Origin of the sequence: Chitinophaga ginsengisoli (assembly GCF_003014595.1) — a bacterium.
Classification (GTDB): Bacteria; Bacteroidota; Bacteroidia; order Chitinophagales; family Chitinophagaceae; genus Chitinophaga; species Chitinophaga ginsengisoli.
Window position 1 is genome coordinate 203640 of record NZ_PYGK01000010.1, and the last position, 18596, is coordinate 222235.

Consider the following 18596-nt stretch of genomic DNA (forward strand, 5'->3'; position numbering starts at 1 on the left):
TTATTCACCCCATACAGTATGGAAACTACCAGGTACATCTATACGCTGATAGGTATGAGCGCCGAAGTAGTCGCGCTGTGCCTGCACCAGGTTGGTTGGCATACGCTCGGTGCGGTAAGCGTCGAAGTAAGCCAGTGCAGACATTATACCAGCAGCTGCGGTACCTGTCTGTGCAGCCTGGGCTACTACTGCACGTGTATTCGTGATGGCATTCTCAACAAGGGCTGCAACGTCCTTGTTCAACAGAATATTTGGTAACTCAGGAGAAGCTTTATAAGCGGTAGTGTATACTTCCAGGAGGGTAGAACGGATAATACATCCGCCTCTCCAGACTTTCACTGCTTCAGGTAAAGGGATTTCCATCTGCAGTTCTTTGGATGCCTGATGCAGCATTGCCAGACCCTGTGCATAGCTGATGATCACACCAAAGTACAGTGCATCGTGTACCTGCTTGATCCAGGTATCTGCAGGTGTATTGAGTTTTGCGTCAGGAGCTTTGTATAAAGCAGCTGCCTGCACACGCTCATCTTTGTAACCAGACAGGGTGCGGAGGGCTACAGCGGTGTCTATTACCGGAACGGCAACAGGCAGTTCCATTGCATCCTGTGAAGTCCATTTACCGGTTCCTTTTGAACCCGCTTTATCGGAGATCACGTCTACCAGTCTTGCGCTGGTCTTATCGTCCTTCTGCAGGAAGATATCGGCAGTGATCTCTATGAGGAAAGATTGCAGATCGCCTTCATTCCAGGTTTTGAATACCTGATGTAAACGGTCGTTATCCAGGCCCGCCTGTTTCAGCAACGCATACGCTTCGCTGATCAGCTGCATAATGGAATACTCGATACCATTGTGTACCATCTTCACATAGTGACCCGCACCTTCCTTACCCAGGTAGGCTACGCAGGGCTCACCATTTACCTTTGCGGAAATTGCTTCCAGCATTGGTCTTACTTTCTCATAAGCTTCTTTATCTCCACCAGGCATGATGCTTGGTCCCGTACGGGCGCCTTTCTCACCACCTGATACGCCGATGCCCATGAAATGAATACCTTTATCCCGCAGGTATTTTACCCGGCGCAATGTATCTGTATAATGTGAGTTACCACCGTCTATCACCACATCACCTTTTTCCAGCAGGGGGATCAGTGATTCGATCACATCATCCACCGGCTGACCGGCTGGTACCAACATCATCAGCTTACGCGGACGCTCCAGTAATTGTACCATGGTTGCCAGTTCTGCCACTCCCTTTACAGTAGTGCCAGCTGTAGCAGCCGATTCCAGAGCCCCGGTCTTGGTACTATCTTTATCAAAACCAATAACGGAAAAACCATGATCAGCCATGTTCAGTAAGAGGTTTCTCCCCATTACGCCCAGACCAATCATGCCAAAATCGAATACGCTTTGTGCCATAAATTATCGTGTAAGTGCCTAAAAGAATGAAGTAAAAGTACGAATTATCAATTACCAATTACAATTACTATTAGATGACCTGACAAAACTTTGAACATCCCATGACGTTTACCGTGGTTTATACATGAAAATCCGCGATAAGTGCAAGCTCCGGCCGTGTCTTAAATTTTCCTTAAATCTACCAGCCCAGGCATACCATTCCTATGCCACATACCAGTATAGTGAACCCTCCCAGGGCATGTGCATACCGCTCCAAACTACTGGTTCTCAATACGGAAAAGCCATAATACCCCAACATGACCATGGCCGTCATTGTAAGCAGCGTGAACAGTGTAAAAGCCCCGATCAGCATCACCATACCATAGGTAGAATGTTGTGCCGCCGGGTAGGTCAACAGAGGGATCAATGGCTCACAGGGCCCCAGCCCGAAAATGAGCAGCATAATCCAGGGTGTGACCTTCGTCCTGTCCTGAGGATAAACAATCCCCCCGTGTTTATGTTCATACACGTAAACATCCCCGTTATCATACACATCGAAATGCTTATGCACCTTGTTGCTCCAGGCCCGTTTCAGACCCCATACCGTATACAGCAGACCAAAGGTGAGCAAAGCCCATCCCGCCAGCCCTCCCCGCAAGCCTTCCAAACCGCTGATCTTTGACAAAGACCAGCCCAGACCTATGCCCAGCAGGCCTAATAATACGGAACTACCCACATGCGCGATGCCACACAGCAATGTCCAGACCACCGTTTTACCGGCAGTCCAGCCTCTCACCCTGCTCAGGGCAATGAACGGGATGTAGTGATCGGGCCCCGTCAATGTATGCAGACAACTTATTGTGACGGCTGTCAGCAACAATACCTGCAGTTCCGTATTCATATCCGGTAAAGTTTATAGTTTTCGTTCCTCCCCGGCCAGCAGCGCTACCTTTTTGAATAGCTCGTACAGCTGTTCTCCTCCCTGTCCCAGCACACGCAGAAGCAATGCTCCCGAGGCCGTGCGTGATACACCGGCAGTAATATTTGTTTCTGCGGATAAACACTCGTGCAACACCTCTCCCATCGCGGTCATATCCTGCCTTTCATCATACCACAGCAGGGAGGCCTGGTGTGTATATTCTTCCCATTGGCCCATATTTGCCGGTGGTACCATACCTGGTTGTAATACCGTTACATCCTTAAACAACAACCTGCCATTCCTGTACACTTCCAGTATATTTTGAAAACGTTTGCACTGAAACACTTCTCCGTTCAGTTTTCGACCACAGGTAATGATCTCGCCCCACAGTAAGCGGCAATCTTCCCCCAGCTCAATACGACTGGCACTGTCAAACACCGATTGCTCATGTGGCACCGCGGGATGCGGCAGATAGCATAAACTGCTGCCACGTTCCATCTCCACATGAAAACGTTGCCGTGCGCCATGCTGCATGTTAAAGATGCGCTGATAGGATTGCGTGTACAGATGTAATGCTGCATCTTCTTGTACCACAACCCGGATATCATATGCATCCCCGTCCAATATACCCGGCGAAGCCGTCATCATGGTCAGATGTAACATACCGGCCCTGCTGCCACTGATATCAGCCACTTTAAAAGGCTTTGTATAATAGCAGTGTTGCAGGTAAGTACGGGGGCCCCTGACAGCCGCTTTTATTTGCAGTTCACTCTTCATTGCAGCAAGGCAGGCTCCTCCACCATTTCCAGTAATGCGTACTTCCTGATCCATCCTATAACGGTGTCCAATCCCTCTTGCGTCATCAGGTTAGTAAACACGAATGGTCTACCCTGACGCATCTTACGGGCGTCCCGTTCCATCACTTCAAGACTGGCTCCCACATAAGGTGCCAGGTCAATTTTGTTGATGACCAGCAGGTCCGAACGGGTAATGCCCGGTCCTCCCTTGCGGGGGATCTTATCGCCCTCTGCTACGTCAATCACGAAGATGGTCAGATCAGCCAGATCCGGGCTGAAAGTGGCAGACAGATTATCGCCGCCGCTTTCAATAAAGATGATCTCCACATCCGGAAACCTGGTTGCTATTTCTTCCACGGCTTCCAGGTTCATACTGGCATCTTCACGTATGGCTGTATGCGGACAGCCACCTGTCTCCACTCCAATGATCCTCTCCGCAGGCAATAAGCTGTTCTTCACCAGGAATTCAGCATCTTCTTTTGTATAGATATCATTGGTGATCACCGCCAGGCTATACTGCTCATGCAGCCGCCGGGACAGCCTTTCTATCAGCGCTGTTTTACCGGCGCCTACAGGGCCGGCAACACCTATCTTTATGTATGTACGCAATTGCATGTTCATTCTGTTTACATAAATCAATTCATACGGTACCGGTCATACGGCATATGCCCTAAGACATATATAATCTCGAATACAGTCTTTCGTGCTGCATACTCCTGATATCAAATCCCACGCTGCAACGCCCCGCCAGTTCCCGTGGTATGTTAAACGTCTGTTCGACCAATGCAGGTAGCTCCGGCAACAGTGCAAACAGGATCTGCTGTCCCTGCTGCTGCCCTAGCGGCACCAGCTTTACGCTATTGGTCACCATACCGGTAGCGGCATTGTAATAGAAGGCGGTGATGGCTTCTGATAATGGTATGCCTGATAGACAGGCATACATTCCGAATACCAGACAGTAATGCCCGGCGGCCTCACCTGATTTTATGTACGCCATATAAGCATTACCGGTAGTATGTTCCACCATCGGAGAGAACAACTTCAGCAGGCGCAGGCCCAGCTTCTGACTGGCCGTTCTCAATTCCTGTGGCGCTTTCAGTGCCGTGCATTCCTGGTCTAGTTGCACCAGTTGCTGTACATCTCCAGCTTCCGCCGCGCGATATGCCAGTACGGCAAAAAGTGCATCGTTATATGGCAGGTTTTGCATCAGCATATTCCTGATAAATGCAGCTGCATCCCCCGCGTCTTTTATGAGTCCGTGCTGTACATAGGTTTCCAGTCCGCCGGAATGCGTATACGCCCCTATCGGCAGTGTAGGATCACTCAGGTGTAACAGGTATGGTAGCCAGTTGTACATGATGGTTTATTTGGACGCGAGCTGCATGATCTTACTGAATAGCGATCCTGAGCTGCCATGTTCATGTGGTATAATATTGCTCCGCAGCATATTGGTGAGCCTGCGCTGTTCCTTCATAGGATGGTGTCCTTTGGCTTCCAGCCAACGGAACAACGGCTCCTCGTATGGCACCAGCACTTCATTTCCTTCCAGGAATAATGGCAGATGTTTATTCCCGATCTCATAACAAACAGTCGCCATATCCTTCATGGTAACTGGTTGCAGAACAATCGCCGCTGCAGGAATAATGTCGATCGCGATGGCCTTTTTATCGTCCATCCACACAATATCTCCCTGTTGTAACATAGGCGCTTCCCGCATAAAACGTAGCGCCACTTCCTGCCCACCTTGTGTATGCCGGCGCAACAAGCGCTTGCCCGTTTCAAACCATTCCAGCAACAAAGGGTCTATGACCCTTTGTGCAGCGGAACCGTTTACGACGTTGCCTTCTATCTTTTCTATAATGATCATAACTATAATTAAAACAGGAAATACCGTTGCGCCAGTGGCAACACCGCCGCCGGTTCACAGGTCAGTACCTGCCCGTCTATGCTTACTTCATATGTCTCCGGGTTGACCTTTATTTCCGGTGTACTGTTGTTATGTACCATATCCTTCTTGCCGATATTCCGGCAGTTCTTCACAGGCAGTATTGTCTTTTGCAGACCATATTCCTGTGCAATATTTTTCCCGGCTGCCGCCTGTGATACGAAGGTCACACAGGTCTTATGCAGGGCGCCACCAAAGGCACCGAACATCTCCCGGTACATAACAGGCTGCGGCGTGGGAATAGAGGCATTCGGATCGCCCATACGGCTACAGATGATCATTCCTCCTTTGATGATCATTTCCGGTTTAGCGCCAAACAGGGCTGGCTTCCACAGCACAATATCTGCCAGTTTACCCGGCTCCAGCGATCCGACATGTGTGGCTATGCCATGTGTGATGGCAGGATTGATCGTGTATTTGGCTACATACCGTTTGGCCCTGAAATTATCATTGTTTTTACCCTGATCTTCTGCCAGAGCTCCCCGCTGCTTCTTCATCTTATCCGCCGTTTGCCAGGTGCGGATGATCACTTCCCCTACGCGGCCCATCGCCTGTGAATCGGAACTCATCATACTGAATACGCCCATGTCATGCAGGATATCCTCCGCAGCAATTGTCTCGGGGCGAATGCGCGAGTCAGCGAAAGCCACATCCTCCGGTACGCTTTTATCCAGGTGATGACATACCATCAGCATGTCCAGGTGTTCATCGATAGTATTGACGGTATATGGTCTTGTAGGATTCGTAGATGAAGGCAGGATATTCGGGTACATGGCCGCCTTGATAATATCGGGCGCATGGCCACCGCCAGCGCCTTCTGTATGATAGGTATGGATCACACGACCATCAATCGCCTTAATCGTATCTTCCAGGAAGCCTGATTCATTCAGCGTATCTGTGTGGATAGCTACCTGTACATCGTATTTATCTGCCGCCTTCAGGGAGGCATCGATAACAGCGGGAGAAGCGCCCCAGTCCTCATGGATCTTCAGCCCCAGGGCACCGGCTTCTATCTGTTCCCAGAGAGGTGCTTCCGTAGCGCAGTTCCCTTTACCGAGAAATCCCAGGTTCATAGGAAAAGCGTCTGCGGCCTGCAGCATTTTACGTATGAACCATTTACCAGGTGTGACAGTCGTGGCATTGGTACCATCAGCAGGACCAGTACCACCACCGATCATCGTGGTAATACCACTATGTAAAGCATGGGTGATCTGCTGTGGACTGATAAAATGGATATGCGTGTCAATACCACCGGCGGTAGCTATCAATCCAGCGCCGCCATGTACTTCTGTACTGGCGCCAATGATCATACCAGGATCTACGCCGTCCATGGTATCAGGATTACCGGCCTTCCCTATCTTCACGATCTTCCCGTCTTTGATACCGATATCCGCTTTTACAATTCCCCAGTGGTCAATGATCATCACACTGGTGATGACCATATCCAATACACCCTGGTCGCGGGTAGCAGTAGAAGACTGCGACATGCCATCGCGGATGGTCTTACCACCGCCAAATTTGGCTTCATCGCCATATACGGTATGATCATGTTCTATTTCGATAATAATGCCTGTATCTCCCAAACGTACTCTATCGCCTGTGGTAGGACCATACATCGCCGCATAGCGGTCGCGGTTTATCTGAAGACTCATTCCGGCTGGTGTTTAAATTGTTGTGCTTTTACCTGTTCCATGGCTTTATGGCGGGCATCATCCCCCACAGTAGTACCATTCACGAGGTTATTCATACCAAAGGCTTTCCGGTTACCGCCCAACGTCACCAGTGTGACAGTCTTTTCTTCTCCGGGTTCAAAACGCACCGCGGTGCCGGCTGCAATATTCAGGCGCATGCCAAAGGCGGCTTCCCTATCAAAGGACAGCATACGGTTCACCTCAAAAAAGTGACAATGGGAACCGATCTGCACAGGTCTGTCTCCTGTGTTGACCACCTTTACCTGTGCGACAGCCCGGCCCTGGTTAGCGTCAATTACGCCGGGAACAATAAAATATTCACCTGGGATCATCATTGAAGAGGATTTAGATCTTGGTTGATAAGCGTTGTTATCTGATTGGATGATGTACCGTTACAAGTTTGGAACCATCCGGAAAAGTAGCTTCTATTTGGATCTCATCGATCATTTCCGGGATACCCTCCATCACATCTTCACGGGTCAGGATAGTAGCGCCATACTGCATCAGTTGCGCAACTGTCTGTCCATCTCTGGCAGCTTCCTGTAAGCGACTGCTGATCAGGGCTATAGCTTCCGGATAATTGAGTTTGAGTCCTCTGGCCTTTCTCTTCTCAGCAAGTTCTCCCGCCAGATATAACAATAGTTTTTCAGTTTCCCTTGCCGTTAAATGCATAATATTCTGGTTTAAATGTGTCTTATAGCTCCTGACAGCTTATTGCAGGGAATGGGTTAATGACATTAAGTGTGTTCTTCCCATGTGTTAATTTACGCAAAAAAAGCAGAAAGAAAAACGCTCAATGCGGAATGCATTGAGCGTTTGTATAACAAGTATAAATAATCGTATTAAGCAGAATTCCTGCCGGCATTAATAATACCAAACGAGCAACGTACGACCAGTTTTTCATACGTCTCCTTCAGCCCATCGCCATTGCCTGCTTCATTGAGCTCACGGATACGGACCAGTGCTCCCTGCTGAATGGTTAGCAGTGGCAGTACGATACGCTCACGCATCTGGATAGACAACTGGTCTACAGGCGATTCTCCCATCAACTCTGTCTGTCCTACCAGGCGCAGTATGTATTTACGCGTACATTGGTATTCGTCATGTATCATATTCCACACCTCTGCAAAACGGGGATGTTTGCCATAGGCAGCGGTGAGCGGGAAATAACTCTTCTTCATCGCCATCTGGCAGTTGTCCAGCAATGTGCGGAAGAACAGTGAATTTTTATACAGTTTCTGCACAGCATCCCATTTACCTGCTTTATCCATCGCCTCCAGTGCAGCACCTACGCCATAGTAACCAGGTACATTCTGTTTCAGCTGACTCCATGCACCCACATAAGGTACTGCACGCAGGTCATTGAGGTTCAGTTTAGCGGCTGCATTCCTTTTGGACGGGCGGCTGCCGATATTGGTTTCTGCATAGTAGCGCAGCGGACTTGCAAAGTCCAGGTAGTCCAGGAAGTCAGGATGTAACTTCAGTTTATTGAACGACTTGAAGCCTTCATCTGCCAGCTCCTGCAGCAATGCATCTTCTTCATCTGTAAGGGTCACCTCACGGGAAGAGAAGATCTCATTGGCGATACCTGCATGTACCAGTTGTTCTATGTTGAACTGTGCAGAGTCAACCGTTCCGAAGTTGGAACTGATGGTCTGCCCCTGTATGGTCAGCTGAATTTCTTCATTGGCAATATCGCGTCCCATGGATGCATAGAACTGGTGCGTTTTACCACCACCTCTTGCAGGAGGACCTCCACGGCCATCGAAGAAGACAACATCTATATCATATTCCCTGGAAACGCGCGTCAGCTCCTGTTTAGCTTTGTGAATGCTCCAGTTGGCCATCAGGTAACCACCATCTTTGGTACCATCAGAGAAACCCAGCATGATGGTCTGTTTGTTGGAACGCTGACGCAGGTGCTCTCTATATGCGGCATTGTCATACAGTTCACGCATCACATTACCCGCCTGACGGAGATCGTCTATTGTTTCAAACAACGGTACAATGTCAACGCTCATGGTTTCCTTCTGCCAGCCAGCCAGCAGGAACAGGCCATACACTTCTATTACGTTCAGCGCATTCATACTGTGGCTAATGATATAGCGATGACAGCCAAACTCACCATTGTTCTGCTGTATTTCTTTCACAGCCGCGATAGTAGCAAGGGTATCCTTATGCAGCGGATCTTTCAGCGCATCCGGATTCAATGCCCCTCTTATATTCAGCAGGCTGTTTATTTTCTCTTCATCGGAGAGTGATGCATAGTTGGATGGCAGCAGATCAGAATTAGCTGCCACTGCATCCAGCAGTGGCCCGTGTACTGAACTGTCCTGCCTGATATCCAATGTGGCAAAGAACAGTCCGAACAGCTCTACCCGGCTTACCAGGTCATCGAGCAGGTTCAGGAAGAGTCCATTGTTCTCTTCAATGAGCACGATGCGGATACGTGCCAGTGTATCAAGGATATCTTTCTGAGAAATATTCGTCTTATGGCCAGGAATGAACAGGTTATTATACAACTGCTGTTCAAGTGCGGCCAGTTCCTGTTCAATCCCTTTAAAGGTGAGGCGGCGTTTCAGTTTGCGTACATCCAGGTAATAACACTTGAGGATGCCGCCACGCAGCGCTTCCGCCACCCGCAATGTAATGTCGGCGTTCACGAAAGGATTACCATCGCGGTCACCACCAGGCCAGAAGCCCATTCTGATCACCGGATTACTGCTATTGATAGCTGAAGGGAACTGTGCTTTTAGTTTAGCTATAATACGTCCGGCAGCGGGATAGAACGTATTCTCCAGGAACCATAACAGGCTGATAGCCTCGTCGTATGGTGTCGGCTTTTCCTTTTTGAAGAATGGCGTTTTACCTAACTGCTGCAGGTAAGAGTTTACGTGCGCGGTATTATCATTGATCAGCGCCCTTGACAGGTCATTGATGATGGTGAGTACATTACCCGGGTAGAACTGGGTAGGGTGTGCTGTTAATACCAGTCTCACTGAAAAGTCCTGTAGCTTCTTAGCCAGCTTTTCTTCTGCCTGCTCTGCAATGATCTCGGACTGCAGGTGACTCAGAGAGCCGGTACCATACATGTCGTGAATATTGCGGAAAGCCGCATCTTCCAATGCGTCAAACAACACTACCTGTCTTTCGGCATACTGCACAAAGCGGAACATGAGGTCCAACTTCTGCTGTTCATTACTACATGATGTGTATTGCTGAAAATAAGAGTTGAGAATTTCCTGGGGACTCTTTTCCTTCTCATATCCTTCTTCACAATGGATCAGGAATAAAGACAGAAATACGCCGGTTCTTTCTACCTTATGAAAAGGCAATGCCGTGAAAAGACTATTGTATAACTGGAACTTGGTACCAACCAGGTTCTTGAATAACTGCAGGGTATTATTAACCGGTGCTTCCATAACTAAATTTCGTAATTTAAAAGAGCCTTTGCCAACCGGGAGCTAAAAATAATATAAAATAGTTACAAAGTAGAATGGAAAGTTCCTGAAAAAAGTAAGGCCGTAGCTATCTGCCACGGCCTTTTGCAAGTCCCCCCTCAGTTTGAGAGTGTTGAAAGAATGAATCTGTTAATTGAGTAATATGATCTGGTAAAAAGAAATCAGCATTTAGTTGTCCAATTTGAAACCTATAGGCAGGTTATATCTTACGTTAACAGATTGACCGTTTTGCCTGCCTGGCTTCCAGTTTGGCATTAATTTCACCACGCGCATAGCCTCTTCTTCCAGTCCGCCGCCCTTCTGAGCGCCTACTGTCTGTACTTCACTGATCTTGCCTTCATGATTTACCACAAACTGAACAAACACCTTTCCCTCAATGCCATTTTCCTGCGCCATATGCGGATACTTTATATTTTTCTGCAGAAATCTTGATAACGCTTCTTCACCTCCGGGAAATTGCGGCATGATTTCTACCCAGCCAACTATCTCTTCTCTTTCAGCCACTTTGGGCGGTTCTACAATGGGGTTGCCTGGAGTACCATCACCTGCAAACGGATTGTCAACAACACCATTTATATCGTCCCCCTTAATATTAGCAACACCAATACTTTTATTACCAATACTATCTAACTTCGGCACTTCATCTTCTGTGCGTACAAGTTCGTCTTCGGTAATAACAGGTGGCGTCAATCTAATGGATGAAGTGGCCGGCGGTGGTGGTGTTGTTACCGGAGGAGGTGGTGGGGTTAACGGTTTCTCCTCTGGCATCTCAAGCTTTTTTAAGATCGTTTCTTTCACAGCTACATCTTTTCGTGTATGCATGTCCGCAGCCATCAATTTATTACTGAGTACATATCCACCGATGATGACCAATGCGATGGAAGTTGTACCAATAATGGCGTTGCGTACACGCCTGTCTTCACTTCTACGTAAGTCATAGGCACCGTAGTCTTTATTCCGACCATCAAAAAGAATGTCGAGAAAGTCTGATTTAATAATGTTCGTTGCATTCATGGGATAAACATTTACAATATAGATGCGACGTCATTATTTTTCCATAAGAGATTTTAAAAAACTTTAAGAGGAGTATTAATATTACCAGCCCAGATTGAAATCCGGATCGGGATCACCTATTTGCTAAAGGAAGTATTCACTATCTTTTGATGATGACATAATCGTCATCATCACGCAGGTATAGCAATGTTGTAATAAATCAAGTTGGCAGATAAAAAGGTAAGGAGGTCATGCCAGGGGGCGCGGGAGGTATATTACATTATAATTTACCACCAATAAATCTGCAACACACCTTCCCCGCTAGCCTGACCGGGCATTTTATTTACAGCTTATAGCAAACAATATCTTTTGTGATCAGCAACAGCCGTTTACAACAGCTGCACTACAGGATCGGGTATGATCAATATTTACCACTACACCTATCTTACTACATATTAATATTCCCTTATGCTGATGCATATAATAATCAGTTTTTGATTTTTACGTTGCCGATAATATTGTTTTGCAGGTGGGACAAAACAAGGAGAATACTCAGCGCTTTTCTCCGGTGGTGGTAAATCTTATTAGTCTACTGAATCTGTAGACAAATATACAGCATGAAATCATATTTCCAAATTCACGGACATACTTTTTTTCCAGACAGCATTCCTGCACGCAGCAAATGGCTGATTATCACACAGGAAAAAACTAATATCAACAATGTTGGGCAGATCATCTTCATTGCAGAAGCAAGTGCTATAAGCGCGCATAACGTTATAAGGAAATAACAGTATCTGCAGCATGCAATACCAGTGATCCTAATTCGCCCGTCGGATAAGGAAAATACAAGTAGATTTGAAATAACAGAAGACACTTATCTGATGAAAAAAATTCTACTGGCCCTTAGTATACTACCGCTGGCCACTCATGCACAATCATCATCTGACACTACCCGTCGTCTCCGCGAAGTAGTGATACAGGCATACCCCGGCAAACAATTCACCCTGCTCCAGGTGCCTACCAGCAGTACTGTACTTACTGCCCGCCAGTTACAACTGCAACAGGGCCTTACATTATTACCAGCATTGAACACCGTACCGGGCGTACGCATGGAAGAACGTTCTCCCGGCAGCTACCGCCTGTCTTTAAGAGGCAGCCTGTTACGCTCTCCCTTTGGTATCCGGAATGTAAAACTGTACCTGGATGAGATCCCGCTAACGGATGCCGGTGGCAACTCCTACCTCAATCTTACTGACCCGGGAAGCTTTCAGGGTATTGAAATATTAAAAGGGCCAGATGGCAGCCAGTTCGGCGCCAACTCAGGTGGTGTAGTATTACTCCATCCGGCAGGCACATTACCTGACAGCAGTCATTTGAAGGCAGATATACAGGGTGGCAGTTATGGGCTGTTCCGTGAGCAATTGGGCTGGCAGCAGCAGTGGGGCAATTATAAACTGCATATCTATGAAGCCGTTCACCACGCTGACGGCTACAGGGATAACAGTGCCATGAAGAGGTATTATGTGCAGACAGCGCAGGAATGGCAATATAATCCGCACAACCAGCTTAAACTGATCGCATTTTACAGCGACCTCGATTATCGTACTCCCGGTGGACTGACGGCCGCACAGGCAGCCGCCAATCCGAAAGGAGCGCGTCCTGCTACTGCCACATTACCCGGCGCCATCACCCAAAAGGCGGGTATCCGGAACAAAACAGCTTTCGGCGGACTGGTACATACCTCACAGCTCGCCACGCATTGGCAGCATGTGATCACCGTATTCGGCAGCAATACCCACTTCGAAAATCCATTTATTACCAACTTCGAAGCCCGGGACGAGAATACCTTCGGTGCCCGTACTTATATCGCCCTGCAGGACCAGCCACTGGGCAACAGCAATATGCGGCTGGATTGGACCACAGGACTGGAATGGCAACAGACAGGCTCCAACATCGATAACTATGGCAACAGAGCCGGCGTAAGAGACACCATACAGGCCGCCAGCGACATTACAGCCAGGCAATACTTCTATTTCACCGGTGTAACCTTACGCCCCGGTAAACAATGGGTGGCCGAAGCGGCAGTCAGCGTGAACTATTACCGTTATCACTTCAATGATGTGGCAGCAGGCGTAAACGGTAAAAAGAAATTCAGCGCGGAATTAATGCCCCGCTTCTCCCTCTCCTACCTGATCACACCCGACCTCTCAGCACGCGCTACGGTAAGCAGGGGCTATTCCCCTCCTTCCATCGCCGAGGTACGTGCTTCCGACAATATCATCAACACCGCCCTGCAGGCAGAAACCGGCTGGAACTATGAAACAGGTCTTCGGTTCAATAGCCGGAATAACCGTTTTCAGGCGGATGCGGCTGTTTTCTATTATAAGCTGCAGGATGCCATCGTCCGCAAGCTGCATGATGATGGCACAGAGTTCTTCACCAATGCTGGCGGTACGCATCAGACGGGGGTGGAATTTCAGGGGTCTGCCTGGTTACAGTCGCCCAGGCATCAGGGTTTTACCCGCGGTATACAACTCATGGGAAGTTACACCTACAGTCATTTCCTCTTCAGCGATTATATCAGTGCAGGCAAGAACTTTTCTGGCAATGCATTAACAGGTGTTCCGAAAAATGTCGCCACTGCATCCCTGCTCATGGAATTCCCTGCACGGGTGTCGCTGTATGGTCAGTATACCTATACCGACCGCTTACCGCTGGATGACGCCAATACCGCTTTTGCAAAGGAATACCACCTGGTACAGGCAAAAGTCAATTGGGGCATCAATACATGGCTGGCCGTTTATGCGGGCGCCGACAACCTGTTAAACCAGCGCTATAGCCTTGGGAATGACCTGAATGCCGTAGGCGCCAGGTATTACAATCCGGCACCCGGCAGGAATTATTACGGGGGCCTGCGGCTAACCTTATAATACGATTACCCGATAATAACCATCTCGTTTAAATGCATGAATAAAATAAGGGGCTGCTAAAAAGCGGCCCCTGCACATTTTGGTTCAAAAAAAGAATAAACAAAAAACAAGTCTATGCAGGTACCCCTGCTTTCTTATAATGCACTACCGGCAGCTCTCTCAAGCGTCCGGCAGCGTATTCTGGTGTAATATCCCTTTGAGGGTGCGCCAGCATCTCATATCCCACCATAAACTTCTTCACGGTTGCAGAACGCAGTAATGGCGGATAAAAGTGCATATGCCAGTGCCATTCAGGATGGCTCTCGCCATCATTAAAAGGCATCTGGTGCATACCTGCCGAATAAGGAAATGATGTTTCAAACAGATTGTCGTATTTGGTGGTCAGCTCTTTCAGGATTGCTGCCAGTCCATCACGTTCAGCAGGCGTAAACTGTAAGAGGTGCTGTACATGACGGCGACTGATGATCATTGCCTCATAAGGCCATACTGCCCAGAAAGGTACCAGCGCCACAAAATGTTCATTCTGTGCGATAATACGCTCTTCCTGCTTCAGTTCCTTCTCCAGGTATGCAGACAGCAGGCTGCGGCCATGCTGCTGATAATAATTACGTTGCTGGCGTGTTTCTTTTTCTATCTCCATCGGCACATCTTCAGACGCCCATATCTGTCCATGGGGATGCGGATTACTGCACCCCATGATCTCTCCTTTATTTTCGAAGATCTGTATATACTTAATGAAAGGTACTGCTGCCAGCGATTCCAGCTCGGTATGCCAGAGGTCTACTACCTTCCGGATGTCCGGCAGTTCCATTTCTGGTAATGTAAGGTCATGACGCGGGCTAAAACAGATCACACGGCAGATACCTTTCTGTGAACGGGCTACCAGCAAGTCATCTTCACTCACAACGCCCTTTGGCGTATCAGCTAATAGCGCAGAGAAATCATTTGTAAAGGCAATAGGTCCGGTATATGCAGGATTCTTAGTTCCATCAGCACGGGTATTGCCCGGACATAAATAACAATCTTCCACATAGGATGGACGTTGTACCAGCGCAGGTGATTCCACCTTCCCCTGCCACGGACGTTTAGAGCGGTGTGGAGATACCAATACCCATTCTCCTGTCAGAATATTTAAACGGGTATGAGGGTGAGCTGTAAGATCAAAGGTATTTTCAGACATTCTCTCAGAACATTTATCAGAACATAATGAAGGACTGATCCTGAATATGGTATAGGATCAGTCCTTTAATATCATCACTTAGTTGTTTACAAGATTATTAACGGTACGGCATCCATCTTCAATACTGGTCACATATGCCTTCAGCGGAGTTTTGAACTGCTGCTCATAACCTGCAGCTGCTTTTTCCAGCAATGCCGGTACAGCAGACTTCTTCACGATATTGATAGTACAACCACCAAAGCCGCCTCCCATCATACGGGCGCCCAGCACTCCCTGCTGACCAGCTGCAAATTCTGCCAGCCAGTTCAGTTCAGGACAGCTCACATTATACAGCTTGTCCAGCCCCTCATGTGTAGCGAAGACTTTCTGACCGAAAGCCTGCAGGTCATTACGCTGCAGATCTTCACATGCATCCTGCAGACGCTGTATTTCTTCCACCACATAGCGGCAGCGGTTATAAACGGTCGCATCATGTCCTTTCACATAAGCATCCAGCATATCCATATTGGCATCACGGAGGCTATTCACATGCGGATGATGTTTTTTGATCAATGCCACACCTGTTTCACATTCTTCGCGGCGGGTATTATACTCTGAAGATGCCAGGGAGTGTTTTACCTGTGTATCCAGCAGTACCAGGCTCACATCGTCAAAGTTGAAAGGAATATATTCATAGTCCAGTGAAGCGCAATCCAGTTTGATCAGCTGTTGTTTTTTACCGAACATGCTCGCAAACTGGTCCATGATACCACAACGCACACCTACAAAATGGTTCTCTGCAGCCTGTGCCAGCAACGTCATATCCTTGCGGCCTATTTCCAGTCCGAAGAGCTCATTCAGCGCATAAATAGTGGCGCATTCCAGCGCAGCAGAGGATGAAAGGCCTGCACCCAAGGGCACATTACCACAGAAAGCACATTCAAAACCACCAATGATATGCCCAGCCTGTTGCAGCTGCTGCACTACACCCAACAGATAGTCAGGCCACTGCTTGGCAGAATGTACCAGGCTATCCAGTGCGCCTTCATAACGGTCATTTACATCCAGTGCATGTAAGACGATCTTGCTGTCATTACGTTTTACAATAGCCAGGTAAATGGCTTTATCTATGGCTGCGGGCAATACAAACCCGTTATTATAGTCGGTATGCTCTCCGATCAGGTTAATACGCCCTGCCGCTCTTACCATAATTGGTTCCTGGTCAAAATGCTGCTGGGAAAAGGCGTTTAATTTAGCTTGCTCCACTGTGTATTTTTTTAATTGTTGATATGCTAATGGGAGATTGCGCTCCCCTCAAAGACTGAATCAATGTGACCTCTTCTTCACTGGATGGTATCCCATCCTTTCGGAAAACGTCATTAACGCCGCCGGTTCTTTTACCCCGGATGCGGTCATTTATTCCATACAGATCAGCTGACGGCCATATGATGCAGGCGCTCTATTGTCGGCTGATGTACTGTTTCATCTGTAAACCGTATGTTAATGAGGAAACCCTGTTGACATTAAAATCTAACCGTGGATATACTCATGGAATTCTATTTATGTGGAATAATTCTCAAAGTTAAATGATTTACGTAAACGATTACAATACTTCTCTCTAAATTCCGGTGCAGTACGCTTAACCTATTGGCAGTTTTTACAATAAATTATTGATAAACAACACAGTATAGAAAAAAGGATGTGGAATAGACATTAAATGTAATCGTTTACTTTCAATTTTGCAAGCGGCTGGTTGGGAGATTTCTCTTTGAGGCGACCGGATGATACGCGGCTTTCAGGTGGTATCCCTCAGGCCGTCCACCTGATTTATAGGACATTGGTACCAGGAAAAGAACGTCCGGCAATTATTCAAACGGAACTCCTGTACCACGGCAGCAGCAGATGGAGCTGGCTGGCCTCAGTTGTTTGAAGTTGCCGACACGATCCACCAGGGGTTTAATAGACATCCAACTGCCAAATACGACAATCACCGTCCCATAGAAAGGAACTTCAAAGAACTCAGCCAGCAAGCCCATACTGCCTGCTGCCGGTACGTCCTTCGCAAATAATTATTGAACGGCTAAAAAATAAAAAGAACCCTGATAGAGAACCTATCAGTATATTATAAAAGAAAAATCACCGTTTCTGAGAAGACTGCCTAAACCGCGTCACAGGATCAAGCACAACCTTCGTCCGCGTCTGCTGACTGACAACACCGTTCCCTTCAATCAATTCCATCAGCAACCGGAACGCCTCCTTCCCCATCTCGACAGTCTGCTGATCAATACTGGATAGACTCGGCGTAATATGCTCATCAAAAGACTCATTTGCAAACCCGATCACCCCAAACGCCCCGGGAATATCTATATGTTTATCTTTCAACTCCTTCACCGCACCCAAAGCCGTAAAATCCTCTACAGCAAAGACAGCATCCGGCGGCTGTGATAAAGAAAGGAAATATTGAATTGCCTGACGACCGGCATGAATAGACACATCTCCAAAAAAGACCAGCTCTTCTTCAACAGGAACACCATTATCAGTTAAAGCAGCCTTATACCCCTCTAACCGATCCTTGAAGATCTTGAGATGCTGCTGCCCCGCAATATGCGCCACCCGCTGATACCCCTGTTTCAGGAGATGCTCAGTAGCATAGTACGCACCCTTAAAGTCATCTACGACGACAGAAGGAATATTCAGACTGTCATTCGCACGGTCAAAAAACACCAGCGGTACCCCTCTCTCCTTGATCTCAAGGTAGTGACTGAATTCCATGGTCTCCTTGGCAATAGACGCCAATATCCCATCCACACGGGTGCTCAGGAAGGTCTCGATCGCCTTTTTCTCATACTCCGGCTGCTCATTGGACTGATAAATCAGCACATTGTAACCGTGTTGGTTCGCCATGCTCTCAATACCGTGAACAACGGACCCAAAAAAGTTTATTTCTGCACTGGGAATGATGACACCGATGATATTGGTGCGCCCCGACCTGAGAGACCAGGCGATCCTATCCCGCCTGTAATTCATTTTTTCCGCAGCAGCCTGCACCAGTTTACGTGTTTCTTCACTGGTGCCTTTGCGGTTATTCAGTGCCCGGGATACGGTAGCACCCGTTAAATTCAGCTCTTTAGCGATGTCTGCTATGGTGACTTTGTTATTCAACCAAGGATTGCTTTATCACTAAAGTTAAAAATTCATTCCGGATACGCCAAAATTTATGACTATGCGTAGTAAAATGGTTGTATTATATTTATAGACAACATATTTTACAGGCAACCAATTTCTATTTTTCCAGGTAACTAATTATGA

At 47.7% G+C, this 18596-nt stretch carries 16 protein-coding genes; 2 read left to right on the top strand and 14 right to left on the bottom strand.

The window, feature by feature from the left end:
- From gndA to CLV42_RS22665, 11 genes are all read right to left on the bottom strand, one after another.
- A complete protein-coding gene (gene gndA, locus CLV42_RS22615) occupies positions 1 to 1413 on the bottom strand; it encodes an NADP-dependent phosphogluconate dehydrogenase (RefSeq protein WP_106604193.1) in 1413 nt (470 codons plus the stop codon).
- Positions 1414 to 1591: 178 nt separating this feature from the next.
- Positions 1592 to 2293 carry an urease accessory protein UreH domain-containing protein gene (locus CLV42_RS22620; RefSeq protein WP_106604194.1) on the bottom strand — a complete coding sequence of 234 codons (702 nt, stop codon included), beginning with the start codon at positions 2291 to 2293 and terminating at the stop codon, positions 1592 to 1594.
- Between the two features lie 12 nt (positions 2294 to 2305).
- Positions 2306 to 3142 (bottom strand): urease accessory protein UreD, encoded by an 837-nt coding sequence (locus tag CLV42_RS22625; RefSeq protein WP_106604195.1) that lies wholly within the window; start codon positions 3140 to 3142, stop codon positions 2306 to 2308.
- Positions 3085 to 3723, bottom strand: a complete 639-nt coding sequence (ureG, locus tag CLV42_RS22630) for an urease accessory protein UreG (RefSeq protein WP_170117609.1) — start codon at positions 3721 to 3723, stop codon at positions 3085 to 3087. The genes CLV42_RS22625 and ureG overlap by 58 nt, the downstream gene beginning before the upstream one ends.
- Before the next feature lie 55 nt (positions 3724 to 3778).
- Positions 3779 to 4465 (bottom strand): urease accessory protein UreF, encoded by a 687-nt coding sequence (locus CLV42_RS22635; protein ID WP_211303516.1) that lies wholly within the window; start codon positions 4463 to 4465, stop codon positions 3779 to 3781.
- 6 nt (positions 4466 to 4471) lie between these two features.
- Positions 4472 to 4975 (bottom strand): urease accessory protein UreE, encoded by a 504-nt coding sequence (gene ureE, locus CLV42_RS22640; protein ID WP_106604198.1) that lies wholly within the window; start codon positions 4973 to 4975, stop codon positions 4472 to 4474.
- Positions 4976 to 4983: 8 nt separating this feature from the next.
- The gene (ureC, locus tag CLV42_RS22645) at positions 4984 to 6705 is read right to left on the bottom strand and encodes an urease subunit alpha (protein WP_106604199.1); all 1722 of its coding nucleotides are present in this window, start codon (positions 6703 to 6705) and stop codon (positions 4984 to 4986) included.
- Entirely contained in the window at positions 6702 to 7079 is a 378-nt protein-coding gene (ureB, locus tag CLV42_RS22650; RefSeq protein WP_245901720.1) for an urease subunit beta, read from the bottom strand. The genes ureC and ureB overlap by 4 nt, the downstream gene beginning before the upstream one ends.
- 34 nt (positions 7080 to 7113) lie before the next feature.
- Entirely contained in the window at positions 7114 to 7416 is a 303-nt protein-coding gene (ureA, locus tag CLV42_RS22655) for an urease subunit gamma (RefSeq protein ID WP_089809655.1), read from the bottom strand.
- Positions 7417 to 7586: 170 nt separating this feature from the next.
- Positions 7587 to 10166: a phosphoenolpyruvate carboxylase gene (locus tag CLV42_RS22660; protein WP_106604200.1), complete on the bottom strand. Its 2580-nt coding sequence runs from the start codon at positions 10164 to 10166 to the stop codon at positions 7587 to 7589.
- A gap of 207 nt (positions 10167 to 10373) precedes the next feature.
- Positions 10374 to 11219 carry an energy transducer TonB gene (locus CLV42_RS22665; RefSeq protein ID WP_106604201.1) on the bottom strand — a complete coding sequence of 282 codons (846 nt, stop codon included), beginning with the start codon at positions 11217 to 11219 and terminating at the stop codon, positions 10374 to 10376.
- 596 nt (positions 11220 to 11815) lie between these two features.
- Here CLV42_RS22665 and CLV42_RS33995 point away from each other — a divergent pair.
- Positions 11816 to 11986 carry a hypothetical protein gene (locus CLV42_RS33995; protein ID WP_170117610.1) on the top strand — a complete coding sequence of 57 codons (171 nt, stop codon included), beginning with the start codon at positions 11816 to 11818 and terminating at the stop codon, positions 11984 to 11986.
- Between the two features lie 93 nt (positions 11987 to 12079).
- Positions 12080 to 14128 carry a TonB-dependent receptor gene (locus tag CLV42_RS22670; protein ID WP_106604202.1) on the top strand — a complete coding sequence of 683 codons (2049 nt, stop codon included), beginning with the start codon at positions 12080 to 12082 and terminating at the stop codon, positions 14126 to 14128.
- A gap of 112 nt (positions 14129 to 14240) precedes the next feature.
- Here CLV42_RS22670 and CLV42_RS22675 read toward each other — a convergent pair whose 3' ends face one another.
- The 3 genes from CLV42_RS22675 to CLV42_RS22685 form a co-directional block, all read right to left on the bottom strand.
- Positions 14241 to 15308 (bottom strand): UDP-glucose--hexose-1-phosphate uridylyltransferase, encoded by a 1068-nt coding sequence (locus CLV42_RS22675; protein WP_106604203.1) that lies wholly within the window; start codon positions 15306 to 15308, stop codon positions 14241 to 14243.
- Between the two features lie 78 nt (positions 15309 to 15386).
- Entirely contained in the window at positions 15387 to 16553 is a 1167-nt protein-coding gene (gene galK / locus CLV42_RS22680; protein ID WP_106604204.1) for a galactokinase, read from the bottom strand.
- A gap of 870 nt (positions 16554 to 17423) precedes the next feature.
- The gene (locus CLV42_RS22685) at positions 17424 to 18449 is read right to left on the bottom strand and encodes a LacI family DNA-binding transcriptional regulator (protein ID WP_106604205.1); all 1026 of its coding nucleotides are present in this window, start codon (positions 18447 to 18449) and stop codon (positions 17424 to 17426) included.
- Positions 18450 to 18596: the final 147 nt, after the last annotated feature.